This window comes from Kitasatospora sp. NPDC091335 (assembly GCF_044757205.1).
In the GTDB taxonomy this organism is placed as follows: domain Bacteria; phylum Actinomycetota; class Actinomycetes; order Streptomycetales; family Streptomycetaceae; genus Kitasatospora.
Genome location: NZ_JBIVUM010000013.1, coordinates 242815 through 259170 on the forward strand (window position 1 = coordinate 242815; position 16356 = coordinate 259170).

The following is a 16356-nucleotide window of genomic DNA, read 5'->3' on the forward strand; positions in this document are numbered from 1 at the left end:
TGCCCTGACCAGGGCATCAAGCCCGATCATGACAGGATCCGCACGCCCGTGCAGTGATCCACTCGCGACCGGATACCCTGCCTGTATGGCCAGCGGCGGCACTCAGGGACCAGGCCGCTAGATCGACCAGGGACAGAGGAGTGGTCTTCGTGACCGTCGTGGAACCCTTCGGGCTCAGCGTGCAGGACCGCGACCTGACCCGGGACGTCCAGGCCGGACTGGACGCGGTGGAGGCGGCGCTCGGCGAGGCCGTCAAGAGCGACGTCCCGTTCATCACCGTCACCGCCAGCCACCTCCTCGAAGCCGGCGGCAAGCGCTTCCGCCCGCTGCTCCTGCTGCTGGCCGCCCAGTTCGGCGACCCGGGGGCGCCCGGCGTGGTGCCCGCGGCCGTGGTCGTCGAGCTGACCCACCTGGCCACGCTGTACCACGACGACGTCATGGACGAGGCGCCGGTGCGCCGCGGCGCACCGAGCGCCAACTCCCGCTGGGACAACTCGGTCGCCATCCTCACCGGCGACTTCCTGTTCTCCCGTGCCTCCCAGGTGCTCGCCGACCTCGGCCCCGAGGCCGTGCGGATGCAGGCCGAGGCCTTCGAGCGGCTGGTCACCGGTCAGATCCTGGAGACCCGCGGCCCCGGCCAGGACATGGACCCGCTGCTGCACTACCTGGACGTCCTGGAGGGCAAGACCGGCTCGCTGATCGCCGTCTCCTGCCGGATAGGAGCGCTGATGGCCGGTGCCGAGCGCGAGCTGGTGGAGACCCTCGGCGAGTTCGGCGAGCGGATCGGCATCGCCTTCCAGCTGGCCGACGACGTGCTCGACATCGCCAGCGACGGCCACGAGTCCGGCAAGACCCCCGGCACCGACCTGCGCGAGGGCGTGCCGACCCTGCCCACCCTGCTGCTGCGGCAGATGCCCGCCGACCCGTCCGACCCGGACGACACCCGGCTGCGCGAACTGCTCGACCAGGACCTCTCCGACGACGGCCCGCACGCCGAGGCGCTGCGACTGCTGCGCGCCCACCCCGCGCTGGAGCGCGCCCGCGCCGAGACCCTGCGCCGGGCCGAGGAGGCCAGGGCGCTGCTCGCCCCGCTGCCGGCCTGCCCGGCGAAGGCGGCCCTGGAGGGCCTCTGCGACGCGGTGGCGATCCGCACCATGTGAGTCGGGCGGGGTCGTTCCCGCCCCTTCGGGCCCGGTTCCGGTACGTCCGGGCCCGGGCCCGCGCCACGCCCCCGGATGGGGGAGACTGGCTCCCGTCAGCACACGCCTGCGGGAAGGTCGCCATGCGTCGCGTCGTCATAGCCGAGGACTCCGTACTGCTGAGGGAGGGACTGACCCGGCTGCTCACCGACCGCGGCCTGGAGGTCGTCGCGGGAGTCGGGGACGGCGAGGCCCTGGTGAAGACCATCCACGACCTGGCCGCGGCGGACCGGCTGCCGGACGTCGTGGTCTCCGACGTGCGGATGCCCCCGACCCACACCGACGAGGGCCTGCGCGCCTGCGTCGAGCTGCGCGGCCGCTACCCGCAGCTGGGCGTGCTGGTGCTGTCGCAGTTCGTGGAGGAGCGCTACGCCTCGGAGCTGCTGGCCGGGTCCACCCGGGGCGTCGGCTACCTGCTGAAGGACCGGGTCGCCGAGGTGCGCGAGTTCGCCGACGCGGTGGTCCGGGTCGCCGAGGGCGGCACCGCGCTGGACCCCGAGGTGGTGCAGCAGCTCCTCAGCCGCAGCCGCAAGGGCGACGTTCTGGCCAATCTCACGCCGCGCGAGCGCGAGGTGCTCGGACTGATGGCGGAGGGCCGCACCAACGCCGCGGTGGCCAGGCAGCTGGTGGTCTCCGACGGCGCGGTGGAGAAGCACGTCAGCAACATCTTCCTCAAGCTCGGGCTCGCCCAGAGCTCGGAGGACCACCGCCGGGTGCTGGCCGTGCTCACCTACCTCAACTCCTGAGAAATTCCTCGCGCGGACCCCGGGAAACCCCTGACGCCGCGACCGCCTTTTCGGGGCCCCCGTCGCGACTCCCGAGGTCCGCGCCCCGACTCCCGAATCCGCGCCCCGGCGCGCGGGGCGCGGACCGGGGGCGCAATCTCGGCCACGTGCTCGCGCCCGCCCACCGGAGCCGGAATGATCTCCCACAGGAGGGCGTTGACGCTCATGTGCGGTGCAGCCGCGGGCCGGTGAATTCACTGCCGTGGTTCCGGCCGCAGTCGTGTCGGCCCGCATAGGATGCGAGAGGTGCACCAGGCGGACGGGGCACGGGGCCGCGCCCGCGGTGGTGTGCCCACGAGGAGGTCCGCGGCAGTGACCAGTCAGGTCGATCAGTCAGAGGCAGTGGACGGCCCGGACGGCGACGAGGCCCGTTCCGGGAGCGGCGACGCACGGCCCGGCCCGGCCGTACCCGCCGGCCCTCCCGCACCGGGCGACCCACCGGTGAAGCCTGGCAAGCCCATCCGCAGACTCGATCGGGTGATCATCCGCTTCGCCGGGGACTCCGGTGACGGCATGCAGCTCACCGGTGACCGGTTCACCTCGGAGACGGCGTCCTTCGGCAACGACCTCTCCACGCTGCCGAACTTCCCGGCCGAGATCCGGGCCCCCGCCGGCACCCTGCCCGGCGTCTCGTCCTTCCAGCTGCACTTCGCCGACCACGACATCCTGACCCCGGGCGACGCCCCGAACGTGCTGGTCGCGATGAACCCGGCCGCGCTGAAGGCGAACCTGCCCGACCTGCCGCGCGGCGCCGAGATCATCGTCAACACCGACGAGTTCACCAAGCGCGCGCTGGCCAAGGTCGACTACCCGGCGGACCCGCTGACCGACGGTTCGCTGGACGGCTTCCACCTGCACAAGGTGCCGCTGACCACGCTGACCCTGGAGGCGCTCAAGGACAGCGGCCTGGCCCGCAAGGACGCCGAGCGGGCGAAGAACATGTTCGCCCTGGGCCTGCTGTCCTGGATGTACCACCGGCCCACGCACGGAACGGAGTCGTTCCTGCGCACCAAGTTCGCGAAGAAGCCGGAGATCGCCGAGGCCAACATCAGCGCCTTCCGGGCGGGCTGGAACTTCGGCGAGACCACGGAGTCCTTCGCGGTCTCCTACGAGGTGCCGCCGGCCAGGCTCCCGGCCGGGCGCTACCGCAACATCTCCGGCAACCTCGCGCTGTCCTACGGGCTGATCGCCGCCGGGCAGCGCTCCGGGCTGCCGCTGTACCTGGGCTCGTACCCGATCACCCCGGCCTCGGACATCCTGCACGAGCTGAGCAGGCACAAGAACTTCGGGATCCGCACCTTCCAGGCCGAGGACGAGATCGCCGGCATCGGCGCGGCGCTCGGCGCGGCCTTCGGCGGGGCGCTCGGCGTGACCACCACCTCCGGCCCCGGCGTGGCGCTCAAGAGCGAGACGATCGGCCTGGCGGTCTCGCTCGAACTGCCGCTGCTGGTCGTGGACATCCAGCGCGGCGGCCCGTCCACCGGACTGCCGACCAAGACCGAGCAGGCCGACCTGCTCCAGGCGATGTTCGGCCGCAACGGAGAGGCCCCGGTGCCGATCGTCGCCCCGGCCACGCCCGCGGAGTGCTTCGACGCGGCGCTGGAGGCGGCCAGGATCGCGGTCACCTACCGCACCCCGGTCTTCCTGCTCTCGGACGGCTACCTGGCCAACGGCTCGGAGCCCTGGCGGATCCCCGCGGTCGACGAACTGCCGGAGATCGACCCGCGGTTCGCCACCGGGCCGAACCGCGAGGACGGCGCCTTCTGGCCGTACCTGCGCGATCCGCGGACGCTGGCCAGGCCCTGGGCGGTGCCCGGCACGCCCGGTCTGGAGCACCGGATCGGCGGCATCGAGAAGCAGGACGGCACGGGCAACATCTCCTACGACCCGGCCAACCACGACTTCATGGTCCGCACCCGGCAGGCCAAGATCGACGGCATCACCGTGAAGCCGGTCGAGGTGGACGACCCGACCGGCGACGCCCGGGTGCTGGTGCTCGGCTGGGGCTCGACGTACGGGCCCATCACCGCCGCGGTGCGCCGGGTGCGCGCGGACGGCGGCGAGGTCGCCCAGGCGCACCTGCGCAACCTCAACCCGTTCCCGGCTAACCTGGGGTCGGTGCTGCGCAGTTACGAGAAGGTCATCGTGCCCGAGATGAACCTGGGGCAGCTGGCCCTGCTGCTGCGGGCGAAGTACCTGGTGGACGCCGAGTCCTACAACCAGGTGCGCGGACTGCCCTTCAAGGCGGCCCAGTTGGCGGACGTGCTGTCGGCCGCGATCGGCACCCTGGACGAGGAGGACCACCGATGAGCGAGCGAAGCGAGCACGCCTTCCCGTCCCTGCGGCTGGTGCCCAAGGCCGAAGGCCCGCAGAGCGCCCGGGACTTCAAGACCGACCAGGAGGTGCGCTGGTGCCCGGGCTGCGGGGACTACGCGATCCTGGCGGCGGTGCAGTCCTTCATGCCGGAGCTGGGCATCCGGCGCGAGAACACGGTGTTCGTCTCCGGCATCGGCTGCTCCTCGCGCTTCCCGTACTACATGAACACCTACGGGGTGCACTCGATCCACGGCCGGGCGCCGGCGATCGCGACCGGCCTGGCCACCGCGCGCCAGGACCTGAGCGTCTGGGTGGTGACCGGTGACGGCGACGCGCTGTCGATCGGCGGCAACCACCTGATCCACGCCCTGCGGCGGAACGTCAATCTGAAGATCCTGCTGTTCAACAATCGGATCTACGGCCTCACCAAGGGCCAGTACTCGCCCACCAGCGAGGTCGGCAAGATCACCAAGTCCACCCCGATGGGCTCGCTGGACGCGCCGTTCAACCCGCTGTCGCTGGCGATCGGCGCCGAGGCCACCTTCGTCGCGCGCACCATCGACTCCGACCGCCGGCACCTCCAGTCGGTGCTGCGGGCGGCCGCCGAGCACCGGGGCACGGCGCTGGTGGAGATCTACCAGAACTGCAACATCTTCAACGACGGCGCCTTCGAGGTGCTGAAGGAGCCCGGCAGCCGGGACGAGGCACTGATCCGGCTCGAACACGGGCAGCCGATCCGGTTCGGCACCGACCTGGCGAACGGCGTCTTCCGCGGCCCCGGCGGCGAGTTGACCACCGCCCCGGTCACGGCGGCCAACGAGGCCGACGTCCTGGTCCACGACGCGCACGCGGCCGGCCCCGCCACCGCCTTCGCGCTCTCCAGGATCGCCGACGCGGACACCCTGCACCACACCCCGATCGGTGTGCTGCGCAGCGTCCAACGGCCGGTGTACGACGAGCTGATGGCGGACCAGCTGGCCACCGCCGTCGACCGGAGCGGCCCCGGCGACCTGGCCGGGCTGCTCGTCGGCGGCGACACCTGGACGGTCGACTGACCTTCCGGCGGAGCGAGCCGCGCCCCCTGTCCCGGCCGGGACAGGGGGCGCCGTCGTGGTTCGAGTGGTCCTGAGCGGGGCCCCGCGGGGAGTGGCGCGTCAGAAGACGCAGGGGATGCCGCCGTCGGACTCCGCGTCGACCATGGGGCCCTGCTGGGGCACGTTGGTGCCCGGATCGGCCGGGGTGCCGGTGGGGCCGGGGGCGGCGGACTTGTCGGCGGCGACGCCGGTGAAGGCGGTGCCGAGGGTGACGGTGACGTGGTCGGCGGCGGTGGAGGCGGATTCGGTGGCGGTCACGCCGTAGCGGGCGGCGATCCGGTCGGCCGCCTCCTTGGCGCCCTTGCCGTAGGTGACGGTGGTGGTCTTCGGCTTGGTGCCCGCAGGGCCGGTGCGGCCCTCCTTGAATCCCATGGCGGCCAGGGCCTTGGACTCGGCGCCGGAGGTGACGCCGGGGGCCGAGGAGGCGTTGAAGACGTCCACGGTGACGGCCTTGGCGGCTGCCGGGGGCGTGGTCGCGACCGGCTGGGCGGGCGCGGCGGTCGGGGTGGCGCCCTCGTCGGTCGGCGCCGGTGCCGGGCTGGTGTCGGCGTAGCCGAAGAGCTGCTTGACGATCTTCTGGACCTGCGGCGGGCTGACGATGTTGACGTCCTGGCCGTTGACCTTCCTGAGGTCGGCGACCGGGAGGGTGCGGAACTCCGCGTTGCCGCCGGTGAGGTTGGGGGCCTGCTGGGCGAAGTCCAGGACGTTCCACTCGTTGTCGATGACGAGGTCCTTCTGCACCACGCCCATCAGTTCCTGCATCTTGCCGAGGTCGCCGAGGACGCCCTTCTGCTTCAGGTTGTGCACGACCGAGGAGATGAAGGCCTGCTGGCGGTGGGTGCGGGCGAAGTCGCTGTCGTTGCCGTCGCCGCCGTCGAGGTTGTGGCGCTGGCGGACGAAGGAGAGCGCCTGGGAGGCGTTGAGCTTGTTGATGCCCTTGTGGAAGTCGGCACCGGAGCCCTGGCCCTCCATGGCCGGGTCCTTGGTGTCGTGGGTGAGGCAGACTTCGATCGGCTGGAGGGCCTTGGCGATGTCGTAGAAGCCCATCAGGTTGACCTCGGCGATGTGGTCGACGGGCTGGTCGAGGAACTTCTGCACGGTCTGGATGGTGGCCGCGCGCCCGGCGTCGCGTCCGGCCTTCTCCAGGTCGGCGCCCTTGAGTCCCTTGGCCTGGAGGGCCGGCGTGGCCTTGTCCTTGGCCTCGCCGTACGCCTCCTTGATCTTGCGCATGCCGGCCTGCTTGCCGTCGCCGCTGTAGGTCATGACGTAGTCGTCGCGGGGTATCGAGACGGCCTGCACCTTGCCGCCGTTGGCCGGGATGTGCAGCAGGATCAGGGAGTTGGTGTTGTAGCCGCCGATGTCGGAGCTGTGGCCGGCGTGCAGCTCGTCCTGGACGAACTCGGGCGGGAGGTCGGTGCCGTCCATGTTCTTGCGGCTGTCCAGGCCGATCAGCAGCAGGTTGACCGAGTTGTCCAGGTGCTTGGGAGCGTCCTTCTTGGTCTGGGCGATCGCGTCGGAGGTGGTCATCCCGTCGGTGAGCTGCTTGTACTCGTACCAGACCACCCCGCTGGCGGCGAACACCGCCAGACCGACGGTGCAGGCCAGCACCCGGCTCGCGATCAGCAGCGAGGAGGGCCGGCGGCGTGCCGGCGGCGGGGCGGCATCTCCGGTCCGGTCGTCGGTCCGGTGCTCAGCCATGCTGCCTCCTCCGCGCCCGGACCAGCCGGACCGCGATCACGGTGACGGCCGCGGCGGCGGCTCCGGCCATCACGGGAAAGCCGTGCACCACCCATTTCGCGGCGCCGGTGGCCAGGCCCTTGCCCTGGTAGCGGTCGCGGTGGGCGGTCAGTTCGACGGCGGCCGTCGCGCCCAGGACGACCAGCGGCGAGGTGGCGAGCACCCACCACCAGCCGTTGCGGCCGCTCAGCGCCACCGCCAGGCCGGTGCCGAGCACCGCGGCCAGTGCGAAGACCGGGCCGCCGGTGCCGGAGCCGGAGAGTTCGCCGGCGGCGGCTCCGGCGAGCGGCAGCCCGAGGGCGAGGGCGGCCGGCAGCGCGGGCCCGCCGGGCAGGGGGCGTCCGTGGCCGGCGGGGAGGGCGGGTCCGCGCGCCGCGCGCCGCCGTGCCACCCGGTCGGCCGACCGTCCTCGCTGCCCCGTCACGCCCTCACCCCGGTGTTCCGTGCTCCGTGCGCCACGGTGGCGCGTGCGCCGCTCACCGTCCCCGTACGTCCGATGCGTTCGGACGCCCGGGTCGTCCGGGTGGTCCGGAAGTCTGTTCGTGGCGCTGCCAGTTCCGGACGCCGGTGCCGGTCGGCCGGTTCCCTGGAGGGTCCGGCTGTCCGGGATCGGGGTGGGCGCTCCCGTGTGACTTCTACAGCCGTGTAGAAGTCGTACGCAGCATAGAGCACGCCCGTTCGACGGCAACCCCGGGTTCGCCGCGGCCCGGATAAACTGCACCGGGTAGTTTCCGCGAGGGCCGGCCGATGGGCCGGCGGAGGAGGAGAGGGTCGTGGCGACGGCGAGTGGAGCGGGGCGTCCGGAGAAGCGCAAGGCGATCACGCAGGCCGCGACGGTGGTGTTCGGGCGCGAGGGGTACGTCCGGGCCAGCATGGACGCGATCGCGGCAGAGGCCGGGGTGTCCAAGCGGACGGTCTACAACCACTTCGCCGACAAGGAGACCCTCTTCCTGTCGGTGGCCCTGCGGAACTCGGCGGAACTGACCGAGCGGATCGACGAGTTGATGGCGAAGTACCTCGACCGGGTGGTGGACCTGCGCCAGGACCTGACCGACTTCGCCGTCGAGCGGGCCCACGCGGTGCTGTCCGCGGGGGAACACGGTGCGCTCGGCCGGGCGATCCGGGCCGAGGTGGCCAACATTCCGGCGGACGTCCTGGAGGCCTGGCTGGAGGCCGGTCCTGTGGCCTCCCAGCGAGGGCTCGCGGCCCGCTTCGAGGCGCTCGCCGGGCGCGGGCTGCTCGTGGTCGAGGACGCCGCGCCGGCTGCCGAACAGTTCACGCTGCTGACCTTCCACGGCATCGCCGAGCGCTCCTTCTGGGGCGCGCTCCCGGTGGCGGACGAGGAGGTCCGGCGGATCGCGGCGGCCGGCGTGGACGCGTTCCTGCGGCTCCACGGCGCGTCGCCGTCGGCGGCACGGGACTGAGAAGAGGGACTGGACACAGGGGCCGGACGCCGGGGTGGGGGCAGCGCGCCCCCCACCCCGGCCGTGCGGATCACTTCCAGTTGAGGCCCTTGCCGAGGGTGTACGGCTCGCCCCAGTACTCGGCGCCCGCGATCTTGGAGGCCTCCGGGGACATCGCCACCGCGCAGGAGGTGGACGACTGGCCGTTGGTGAACCCCTTGGGCAGCGACGCGCTCTTGCACTTGGCGAAGGAGCCGATGACCGTCAGCTCCTGCGCCTCGGTGCCGTCCGCCAGCAGGCCCTTCATGTGGCTGACGCTGGTGTAGGACAGGTCGGTGCCGCCGGCGTTGGTGATCTTGTAGTGGATGTAGTACGGCACCAGGCCCTTGGCCTTGTCGCCGAGCTTGAGGTCGGCGAGGTCGGCCGGGTCGCCCTTCTCGATCGAGGTGACCGCGAGCGCGATGGTGCCCTTGGTGCTGCCCGAGCTGAACGGGATGGTGGCGGCCTCGCCGAGCTTCAGCGTGGTCCCGGCCGCCGGGGCGCTGCCGGCCGGCGCGGGTGCGGCGCCCGTGCCGGAAGCGCCGCCGCTCGGGGCGGCCGGGGTGGTGGCCGCCGGGGTGATGGCCGCGGTGCTCGGGGCGGCGGTCTGGCCGGCGGGCGCGGTGGTCGCCGACGGGGTCGTCGGGGTGTCGGCCGCCCCGGCGTCGTCGTTGCAGGCGGTCAGGGTGAGCGCGCCGACCGCGGCCATCGAGGCCAGGGCCAGGGCGCGGCGACTGCTGCGGATGGGCTTCACGTGAGGTCCCCCGTACTTGCGGACCCCCGGTGCCGGCGATCCTCCTGAGGGACGTTCATAGCGCAGCGCGAACGTCCGGAGCCATGGTGACGGTGCCGCCCTGACAGGGTCGTGACGAATTCCCCGCGCGGCCGTGACAAGGGAGATCGAGTCGTGATCAGCCGCCAGTCCGAGGGGTGGCACCCCCGCACGGACCGGCGGGGACCCGGTGCCGGCGGCAGGACCGGGCCCGGCGCCGGCGGGGGAACCGGGTCCGGCGGGTCGCCGGGAGCGCGGGTCAGACCTGGCCGAAGGTCTGGACGTAGCGGCCCCGGGTTCCGCGTCGGCGGGGCGCGCAGCCGACGCCGATGTGGTTGAAGCGCGGGTCGAGGACGATCTCGCGCTGCCGCGGACCGTTCATCCACATCCCCATGGCCTCCGGCACGTCGTCGGCCGGGGCGACGTTCTCGGCGGAGAAGCGGAAGGCGAAGCCGGCGGAGCGCACCCGGCGCCATGGGGTGCTGCCGTCGGTGCCGTCCTGCTGGGTGAGGTCGTGCGCGGCCAGGTCGTCGGCGTGGCGCTGGGCGGCGGCGCTCAACCGGTCGCCCAGGCGGACCGGTCGCGAGCCGGAGCGGGCGCGTTCGGCGTTGACGGCGGTCAGCATGTCGAGGTGGACGTCACCGCCGGCGGGCCATGGCCGTACCGCGGACTGCTGCCGGCCCGCGCCGGTCCGGTCGGCCGGGACGAGCCGCCAGCGCTGCGCCGGGTCGGTGTGGTCCCGCCTGGCCAGCGTGAGCGGGGAGCCGGGGAGGGACGCGGTGAGGAAGAGGCTGCCCGCGTCGGTGCGCATCGTCCGGATGCGCAGCCAGTCGCCGCCGACGACCTCCAGGCACCAACGCTGGTCGGGCTGTCCGTCCAGGTCGGACAGCGAGGTCCGGCCGGTGCCGCGGTCGTGGCGCATGACCATGGCCTGGCCGGGGGCGTACATCCCCCGGGTCAGCTGGGTCTCCAGCACCCAGTTGTCCTCCATGGCCCAGAAGACCCAGCCCTGGGTGGAGGTGCCGTTGGGTTCCCGGGACCGGATCGGGGTGCCTCGGTCGGGGCGGCCGGGGCTCAGGTCGGCGACCGTTCCGTTCGCCGACCTGAGGGTCCACACCTGGCCGTTCCGCACGAGCGTGGGCATGGTTGCGCCTCTCGTCTGTGATGTCGCTCCGGGCCGCAGCGGCTGCGGCCCGGAGCCTGAGGGGAGAGACGTTGCCGCACCCGGGTAGACGTGTGGTCAACGCGCGTAGTCCGTACGGTCGTTGATGCCGCGCGGTCAACGCGCCGCTACCGCGCCAGCAGCTCCCTCACCTGCGCCGAGTCCTCCGCGAGCCCGAGCCGCTCGTACACCTCCAGGGCGTCCGTCAGGCAGGCCCTGGCCTGGCTCGGGCGGCCGAGGCCGGTGAGCGCGGTGCCGAGGGTGCGCAGCAGGGCCGCCTCCAGGGCGGCGCTGGTGCGGCGGGCGAGCGGGAGGACGGCTTCGGCGGCGTCGACGGCGAGCAGCCAGCGGCCGGCCTCGGCGTGGATGCGGGCGGCGAGGTCCCCGGACGCGGCGGCGAAGACGGTGACCTGGAGGGCGGTGAACTCCTCGCGGGCGCCGGCGGCGTGGGCGAGCGCGGCCTCCGGGTCGCCGCACAGCCGCAGCACCCGGGCGAGGTAGTAGCGGCCGGTCGCGGCGGAGACCGGTCCCGAGGCGCTCATCAGGTGGGCGCCGCGTTCGGCGGCCTCCCTGGCCTCGTCGAGCCGGCCGGTCTGGGCGCAGCTGAACGCGAACTCGCCGAGCGCGCTGCCCTCGGAGCGCCCGGCGCCGAGGTGGCGGAACAACTCGGCGGCCCGGCCCGCGTGTTCGGCGGCCTCGGCGTAGCGGCCGTGGATGCGGGCGTTGCCGCCGAGGGTGAGCAGGGCCTTGGCGAGCACCCGTTCGCCGGCCGGCGAGGTGCAGAGGTCGACGGCCCGGCGGATCTCCCGCTCCGACTCGGCGTAGCGGTTGACGTGCCAGAGCATGGAGCCGCGCAGGTACCGGGCGAGGGCGAGCGGGCCGTGCTCGCCGCGTGTTCCGGCTTCACCGGCGAGGCGTTCGGCGAGGTCGGCGATGACGGTGGTGTGGGCGCGTTCGGCGAGCACCGAGCCCATCCGGTCGGCGAGTTCGGCGGCGCGGTCGAGGGGCAGGGCCGGTTCGGCGCAGCTCAGGGCGATGGCGGCGGCGTGCACCTCGGCCTGGTCGCGCATCCAGCGGACCGCCTCGGTGCCGTCGGCGATCGGTCGGCCGGGGTGGCGCACGGGCGCGTCGAGCAGGCTGAGTTCGGCCTGGTCGGCCTTGCGGGCGGCGAGGTCGGCGTTGCGGGCGGTGGCGAGGCAGAAGTCGAGCAGCCGGTCGGTGGCCGCGGTGCGTTCGGCGGCGCCGTCCTCGGCGGCGAGCCGGGCGCGGGCGTAGGCGCGGACGAGGTCGTGGAAGCCGTACCGGCCGAACCGGGGGGAGTGCAGGAGGTTGAGGTCGACGAGGCTTTCGAGCAGGTCGCCGGTCTCGGCCTCGGTGCGGTCGAGCAGGGCGGCGGCGCAGGGCAGCGGGACGTCGGGGGTGTCGGGCAGGGAGAGCAGCCGGAAGGCGCGGGCGAGTTCGGTGTCGAGGCGGTGGTAGGAGAGCGCGAAGCTGGCCTCCACGGTCCTTTCGCCGTCGCTGAGTTCGGCCAGCCGGTGTTCGTGGCGCAGCCCGTCGGCGAGGGCGGCGAGGGTGAGCGCGGGGTCGGCGGCGAGCCGGGAGGCGACGATGCGGACGGCGAGCGGCAGCAGTCCGCAGGCCAGGACGACCTCCTCGGCGGCCCCGGGTTCGGCGGCGACGCGTTCGGCGCCGACGATGCGGGTGAGCAGGTCCAGGGCCTGCCCGGGCGGCAGGGTGTCCAGCCGCAGCTGGTGGGCCCCGGCGAGGCCGGTCAGCCGGTGGCGGCTGGTGACCAGGACGGCGCAGCCGGGTGAGCCGGGCAGCAGCGGTTCGACGTGGCCGGGGCCGGCCGCGTTGTCGAGCACGACCAGGACGCGCCGCCCGGCCAGGGCCGAGCGGTAGAGCGCGCTGCGCTCGCCGGTGTCCGGCGGGATCTCGCCCGGGGCGACGCCGAGGTCCCGCAGGAAGCCGGCGAGCACCGTGCCCGGGTCGGGCGGGGTGCGGTCGGCGCCGCGCAGGTCGGCGAAGAGCTGTCCGTCGGGAAAGCGGTCGCGTACCCGCCGGGCCACGTGCACGGCGAGGGTGGTCTTGCCGACGCCGCCCATGCCGTCCAGGGCGGAGACCACGACGGCCCGTCCGCCGGCGTCGGCGAGGCGGTCGGCGAGGAGCTCGGCCTCCTCGGCGCGGCCGGTGAAGTCGGGCAGGCCGGAGGGGAGTTGGTCGGGCGCCTGCCAGCCTGCGGGGTCGGCGGCCGGCTCGGCCTGGCCCGTGGTGGCGTTCGCGGGCAGCAGGGCGGCGTCGTCGCGCAGGATGCGCAGCTGGACGGCGGCCGGGCCCTCCTCGCCCGGCGGGAGCGAGGCGCGGGCGTCCTCGTAGACGGCGAGCGCCTCGGCCTTGCGCCCCGCCTGGTAGAGGGCGCGCATCAGGACGGCGGTGAGCCGGGGCCGGCCGGGATGCTCCAGGGCGAGGGAGGCGGCCGCGGCGGTGAGGCCGGTGCGGTCGCCGAGTTCGGCGTCCAGTTCGAGTTCCGTCTCTTTGGCCGAGATCCGCTGCTCGGTGAGGCGGGAGCGGACGGCTTCGGCGTGCGAACCGGGCAGTCCGGCCAGTGCCTCGCCGACCCACAGCCGGTGGGCGCGCCGCAGTACCTCCCGCACCTGGTGGGGCGGCGCGTCCGCCCGGCGCAGCCGTCCGGCCTCGGCCAGCAGCGCCTCCCAGACGGCCGTGTCCACCTCGGCCGCCGGGAGTCTGAGCGCGTAGCCGTCGCCGACCCGGACCAGCGGCATCCGCTGCGGGTCGTCCCCGGCGTACGGCCGGAACACGGCGCGCAGCCGGGAGACGGCGAGCTGGACGGCCTTGCGCGGATCGGCCGGCGCGGCCCCGCCCCACACCCCCTCGACCAGCACCGGGACCGCCACCGTCCGCCCGGCGGCGGTCAGCAGGGCCGCGAGCACGGCCCGCTGCTGTGGCCGGCCCAGATCGAGCTCCCTCTCCCCGTGCCAGGCCCGCAGCGGTCCCAGCAGTCCGAACCGCAGCCCGGATTCCCCCATGTCACCCATGTCCCGTCCCCGAAAGTCGTTCTGCGCCGGGATCCCGCCACTTCCGTCCGGATAGCGGCGCCCCTGTGTCCCGGCGGCCTATGCTCTGTCACTGATTGTGCATGGACAGAGTTTTCGAGGGGTGGGCTGTGGGGCTCGTTTTCAGCCTGCTTGGGCCGCTGCGGGCCCGGTGCGACGGCCGGGAGCTCGACCTCGGGCGACCGCAGCAGCGGGCCGTGCTCGCGGCCCTGCTGATCCCGCCGGGGCAGTTGGTGCCCACGGACCGGCTGGTCGAAGACCTGTGGGGCGCGGACGACAGCCGCTGGCCGAAGGATCCGGTGGGGCAGATCGGCACCCACGTACACCGCCTGCGCCGTGCCCTGGGCACGCCCGGGCTGCTGGTCGGGGCGGCGGGCGGCTACCGGCTGGAGGCGCCGCGGGCGGCGGTGGATCTCTTCACCTACGAGGCCGCGGTGGAAGAGGCCGTCGCACTGCGTCACCAGGATCCGCCGCGGGCCCGCGAGTCGCTGGCGCGGGCGCTGGGGTCCTGGGAGGGGCAGCGGGCGCTGGACGGCGTGCCCGGGGCGTTCGCCGAGCGGGTCAGGGAGCGGCTGGCGGCAGGACGCTTCGCGGCGGTGAAGGCGCTGTCGGGCCTGGACCTGGCGCTCGGCCGGCACGCCGAGGCGCTGGAGCCGCTGGCCGCTCTGGCGACCGCGCACCCCCAGGACGAGGAGGTGCACCGGCTGCACCTGCTGGCCCTGCACCGCTGCGGGCGGCCGGCGGAGGCGCTGGCGGTGTACGAGGCGCTGCGCGAGCGGCTGGACGGGGAGCTCGGGTTGGAACCAGCCCCGGCGCTGGTCGAGCTGGCCGGGCAGATCAGGTGCGGGGAGGCACCGGTGCTGCTGCGGCGGCTGCCGAGGCCGTGCCAGCTGCCGCCGGACATCCCGGACCTGGTCGGGCGGGCGGCGCAGCTGCGGGAGGCGCAGCGGGTGCTGCGGGCGAACGGGGCGCCGGTGCCGGGGGCGGCTGTCACCGGGACGCCTGTGGAAGAGGGGCTGGTCGTAGAGGGGCCTGCGGAGGGGACGCCTGTAAAGGGGACGCCGGTGCTGGGGTTGTCCGGGCCGGCGGGCAGCGGGGCGTCGGCGCTGGCGGTGCACGTGGCGCACGCCGTCCAGGACGCCTTTCCGGACGGTCAGCTGTACGCGAGTGGCGGCGGCCCCGGCGCGGTGCTGGCAGGTTTCCTGCGGGCGCTGGGGGAGCGGGCGGACGCCTCGGCCGGCCTCGACGAGTTGTCCGCGCGCTACCGCGCCGCGCTCGCCGGGCGGCGGGTCCTGGTGCTGCTCGACGGGGTGGCCGAACCGGGGCCGCTGCTGCCGTCGGTGCCCGGCTGCGCCGCGGTGGTGGCGGGCGCGGAGCCCGGCACCCTGCCCGGCGACGCCGTACGGCTGGTGGTGGGACCACTGGAGCCGCAGGACGCCCGCGAACTGCTGGCCCGGATCGTCGGCACGGATCGGATCCGGCAGGAGCCGGAGGCGGTGGCCGAGGTGGCCGCGCTCTGCGGCCACCTGCCGGCGCTGCTGCGGACGGCGGCGGAACGGCTGGCAGCGCGGCCACAGTGGTCGGTGGCCGAGCTGGTCAGGTGGCTCGCGGAGCGGGGCTGACGACCGGGCCGCCGTGTGGGCGGCCCGGCTTCGTTGCCCCGGTGCTCCTGTACCCCGGTTCTCCTGTGCTCTGGTTCTCCTGTGCCCCGGCGCGGGTCTCCGACGGGGCCTACGGCCGCGGGGCGTACAGGTCGGAGGCCAGGATCACGGCCTGGGGGTCGTTGGAGTGGGGCACCCGGTCACCGCCCCAGTAGACGGCGACGGTGCCGTTGTCGTTGACCATCAGCTTGGCGTGCGGGTGGCCGTACGTCCCGAGGTTCCAGCAGACGCCGCCGTTGGCGGAGTAGACGACCAGGTTGCCGTCGCTCTGCATGACGGCCTTGTAACCGCAGTTGTTGGTGTTGCTGGCCCAGACCGGCTTGCCCATCTGGTAGACGACCAGGTTGCCGTCGGTCTGCATGATCAGGCGGGTGGTCGAGGAGTCGACGTGCCAGCCCTGGTAGAGCGGCTCGTCGTCCCAGATGGTGTGGGTGTTCGGGTCGTACGCGGCCTGCGCGCTGCCCGCCCCCATCAGCGTCCCGGTCAGTGCCAGTGCGGCGGTCGCTGCCACGACGGCCGTGCGTCGGAGTGCCTTCGTTGCCTTCATGTCCCCGTGTACCTCGTGGTTCTCTCGTCCCGTTTGCACCCGCGAGGTCCTCGGGGCGCCGTTGGGCACGATCCTGGGAGAAGGCGGTAGACAAACGATGAACGCCGCCGTTTACGGGCGTCCGGGGTGAGGGTGCCGGGCCGGCCGCCGATGGCCGGGGCGACGGCGGCCCGGGGCCATTTGGCTTGGGAGCGGAGGAGGAGTAGTGTCCTCTAGTCGCCTGACAGGGAGCACCGGACACGCGTTTGCGCGGACGGTCCCGGGGCGGCCAATCCTCTGAAACACCACCTCCCGGTTCGGGCCGGGTCGCTTCGTCGTTTTCGCGTCGCGGCCTGGTGCGCATTCGGCGTGCACGTTTTATTGGGTTGCGGTCGGATTCGCTTTTCGGAGCGGGGATCGGCTAGAGTTTGAAACGTCGGACAGGGCGTCAAAGCCCCGAAGACACCGGCGAGTTGGATGAACGAAGCCCCGGAAACGGAGCGGAAAACATCTGATAAGCTTGAAACACGAAAGAACGAAGCCCGGAGGGCCTGCTGGAAGGCAGTCCGAAGGAAGCGTCCGTTCCTT

12 protein-coding genes are annotated in these 16356 nt (G+C 73.5%); 6 read left to right on the top strand and 6 right to left on the bottom strand.

What is annotated here, in order from left to right; translation table 11 throughout:
- Nucleotides 1-149: 149 nt before the first annotated feature.
- The 4 genes from ACIQOW_RS26310 (at nucleotide 150) to ACIQOW_RS26325 (ending at nucleotide 5355) form a co-directional block, all read left to right on the top strand.
- Nucleotides 150-1160 carry a polyprenyl synthetase family protein gene (locus ACIQOW_RS26310; protein WP_401088863.1) on the top strand — a complete coding sequence of 337 codons (1011 nt, stop codon included), beginning with the start codon at nucleotides 150-152 and terminating at the stop codon, nucleotides 1158-1160.
- Nucleotides 1161-1282: 122 nt separating this feature from the next.
- Complete coding sequence (locus ACIQOW_RS26315; RefSeq protein WP_401088866.1) at nucleotides 1283-1945, top strand: response regulator; 663 nt, start codon at nucleotides 1283-1285, stop codon at nucleotides 1943-1945.
- Nucleotides 1946-2296: 351 nt separating this feature from the next.
- On the top strand, nucleotides 2297-4294 hold the full coding sequence (locus tag ACIQOW_RS26320) for a 2-oxoacid:acceptor oxidoreductase subunit alpha (RefSeq protein WP_401088867.1): 1998 nt from the start codon (nucleotides 2297-2299) through the stop codon (nucleotides 4292-4294).
- On the top strand, nucleotides 4291-5355 hold the full coding sequence (locus tag ACIQOW_RS26325) for a 2-oxoacid:ferredoxin oxidoreductase subunit beta (protein ID WP_188297710.1): 1065 nt from the start codon (nucleotides 4291-4293) through the stop codon (nucleotides 5353-5355). Before ACIQOW_RS26320 ends, ACIQOW_RS26325 begins: the two co-directional genes overlap by 4 nt.
- Nucleotides 5356-5454: 99 nt before the next feature.
- Here ACIQOW_RS26325 and ACIQOW_RS26330 read toward each other — a convergent pair whose 3' ends face one another.
- Both ACIQOW_RS26330 and ACIQOW_RS26335 read right to left on the bottom strand, forming a co-directional pair.
- Nucleotides 5455-7092 (bottom strand): LCP family protein, encoded by a 1638-nt coding sequence (locus tag ACIQOW_RS26330; RefSeq protein WP_401088869.1) that lies wholly within the window; start codon nucleotides 7090-7092, stop codon nucleotides 5455-5457.
- Complete coding sequence (locus ACIQOW_RS26335; RefSeq protein ID WP_401088871.1) at nucleotides 7085-7555, bottom strand: DUF6542 domain-containing protein; 471 nt, start codon at nucleotides 7553-7555, stop codon at nucleotides 7085-7087. The genes ACIQOW_RS26330 and ACIQOW_RS26335 overlap by 8 nt, the downstream gene beginning before the upstream one ends.
- Nucleotides 7556-7904: 349 nt before the next feature.
- Between ACIQOW_RS26335 and ACIQOW_RS26340 the strand changes: the two genes are divergently transcribed.
- Nucleotides 7905-8555 (top strand): TetR/AcrR family transcriptional regulator, encoded by a 651-nt coding sequence (locus tag ACIQOW_RS26340; RefSeq protein ID WP_401088872.1) that lies wholly within the window; start codon nucleotides 7905-7907, stop codon nucleotides 8553-8555.
- Nucleotides 8556-8625: 70 nt separating this feature from the next.
- Here ACIQOW_RS26340 and ACIQOW_RS26345 read toward each other — a convergent pair whose 3' ends face one another.
- The 3 genes from ACIQOW_RS26345 to ACIQOW_RS26355 form a co-directional block, all read right to left on the bottom strand.
- Nucleotides 8626-9327 carry a hypothetical protein gene (locus ACIQOW_RS26345; protein ID WP_401088874.1) on the bottom strand — a complete coding sequence of 234 codons (702 nt, stop codon included), beginning with the start codon at nucleotides 9325-9327 and terminating at the stop codon, nucleotides 8626-8628.
- A gap of 277 nt (nucleotides 9328-9604) precedes the next feature.
- A complete protein-coding gene (locus tag ACIQOW_RS26350; RefSeq protein WP_401088876.1) occupies nucleotides 9605-10489 on the bottom strand; it encodes a CAP domain-containing protein in 885 nt (294 codons plus the stop codon).
- Nucleotides 10490-10635: 146 nt separating this feature from the next.
- On the bottom strand, nucleotides 10636-13563 hold the full coding sequence (locus ACIQOW_RS26355) for an AfsR/SARP family transcriptional regulator (protein WP_401088878.1): 2928 nt from the start codon (nucleotides 13561-13563) through the stop codon (nucleotides 10636-10638).
- A 128-nt stretch (nucleotides 13564-13691) separates the two neighbouring features.
- Between ACIQOW_RS26355 and ACIQOW_RS26360 the strand changes: the two genes are divergently transcribed.
- Nucleotides 13692-15203, top strand: coding sequence for a BTAD domain-containing putative transcriptional regulator (locus ACIQOW_RS26360; protein WP_401088880.1), 1512 nt, complete (start codon nucleotides 13692-13694; stop codon nucleotides 15201-15203).
- 109 nt (nucleotides 15204-15312) lie between these two features.
- On the opposite strand, the gene ACIQOW_RS26365 is transcribed toward ACIQOW_RS26360, so the two are convergent.
- Complete coding sequence (locus ACIQOW_RS26365) at nucleotides 15313-15789, bottom strand: hypothetical protein (protein ID WP_401088882.1); 477 nt, start codon at nucleotides 15787-15789, stop codon at nucleotides 15313-15315.
- Nucleotides 15790-16356: the final 567 nt, after the last annotated feature.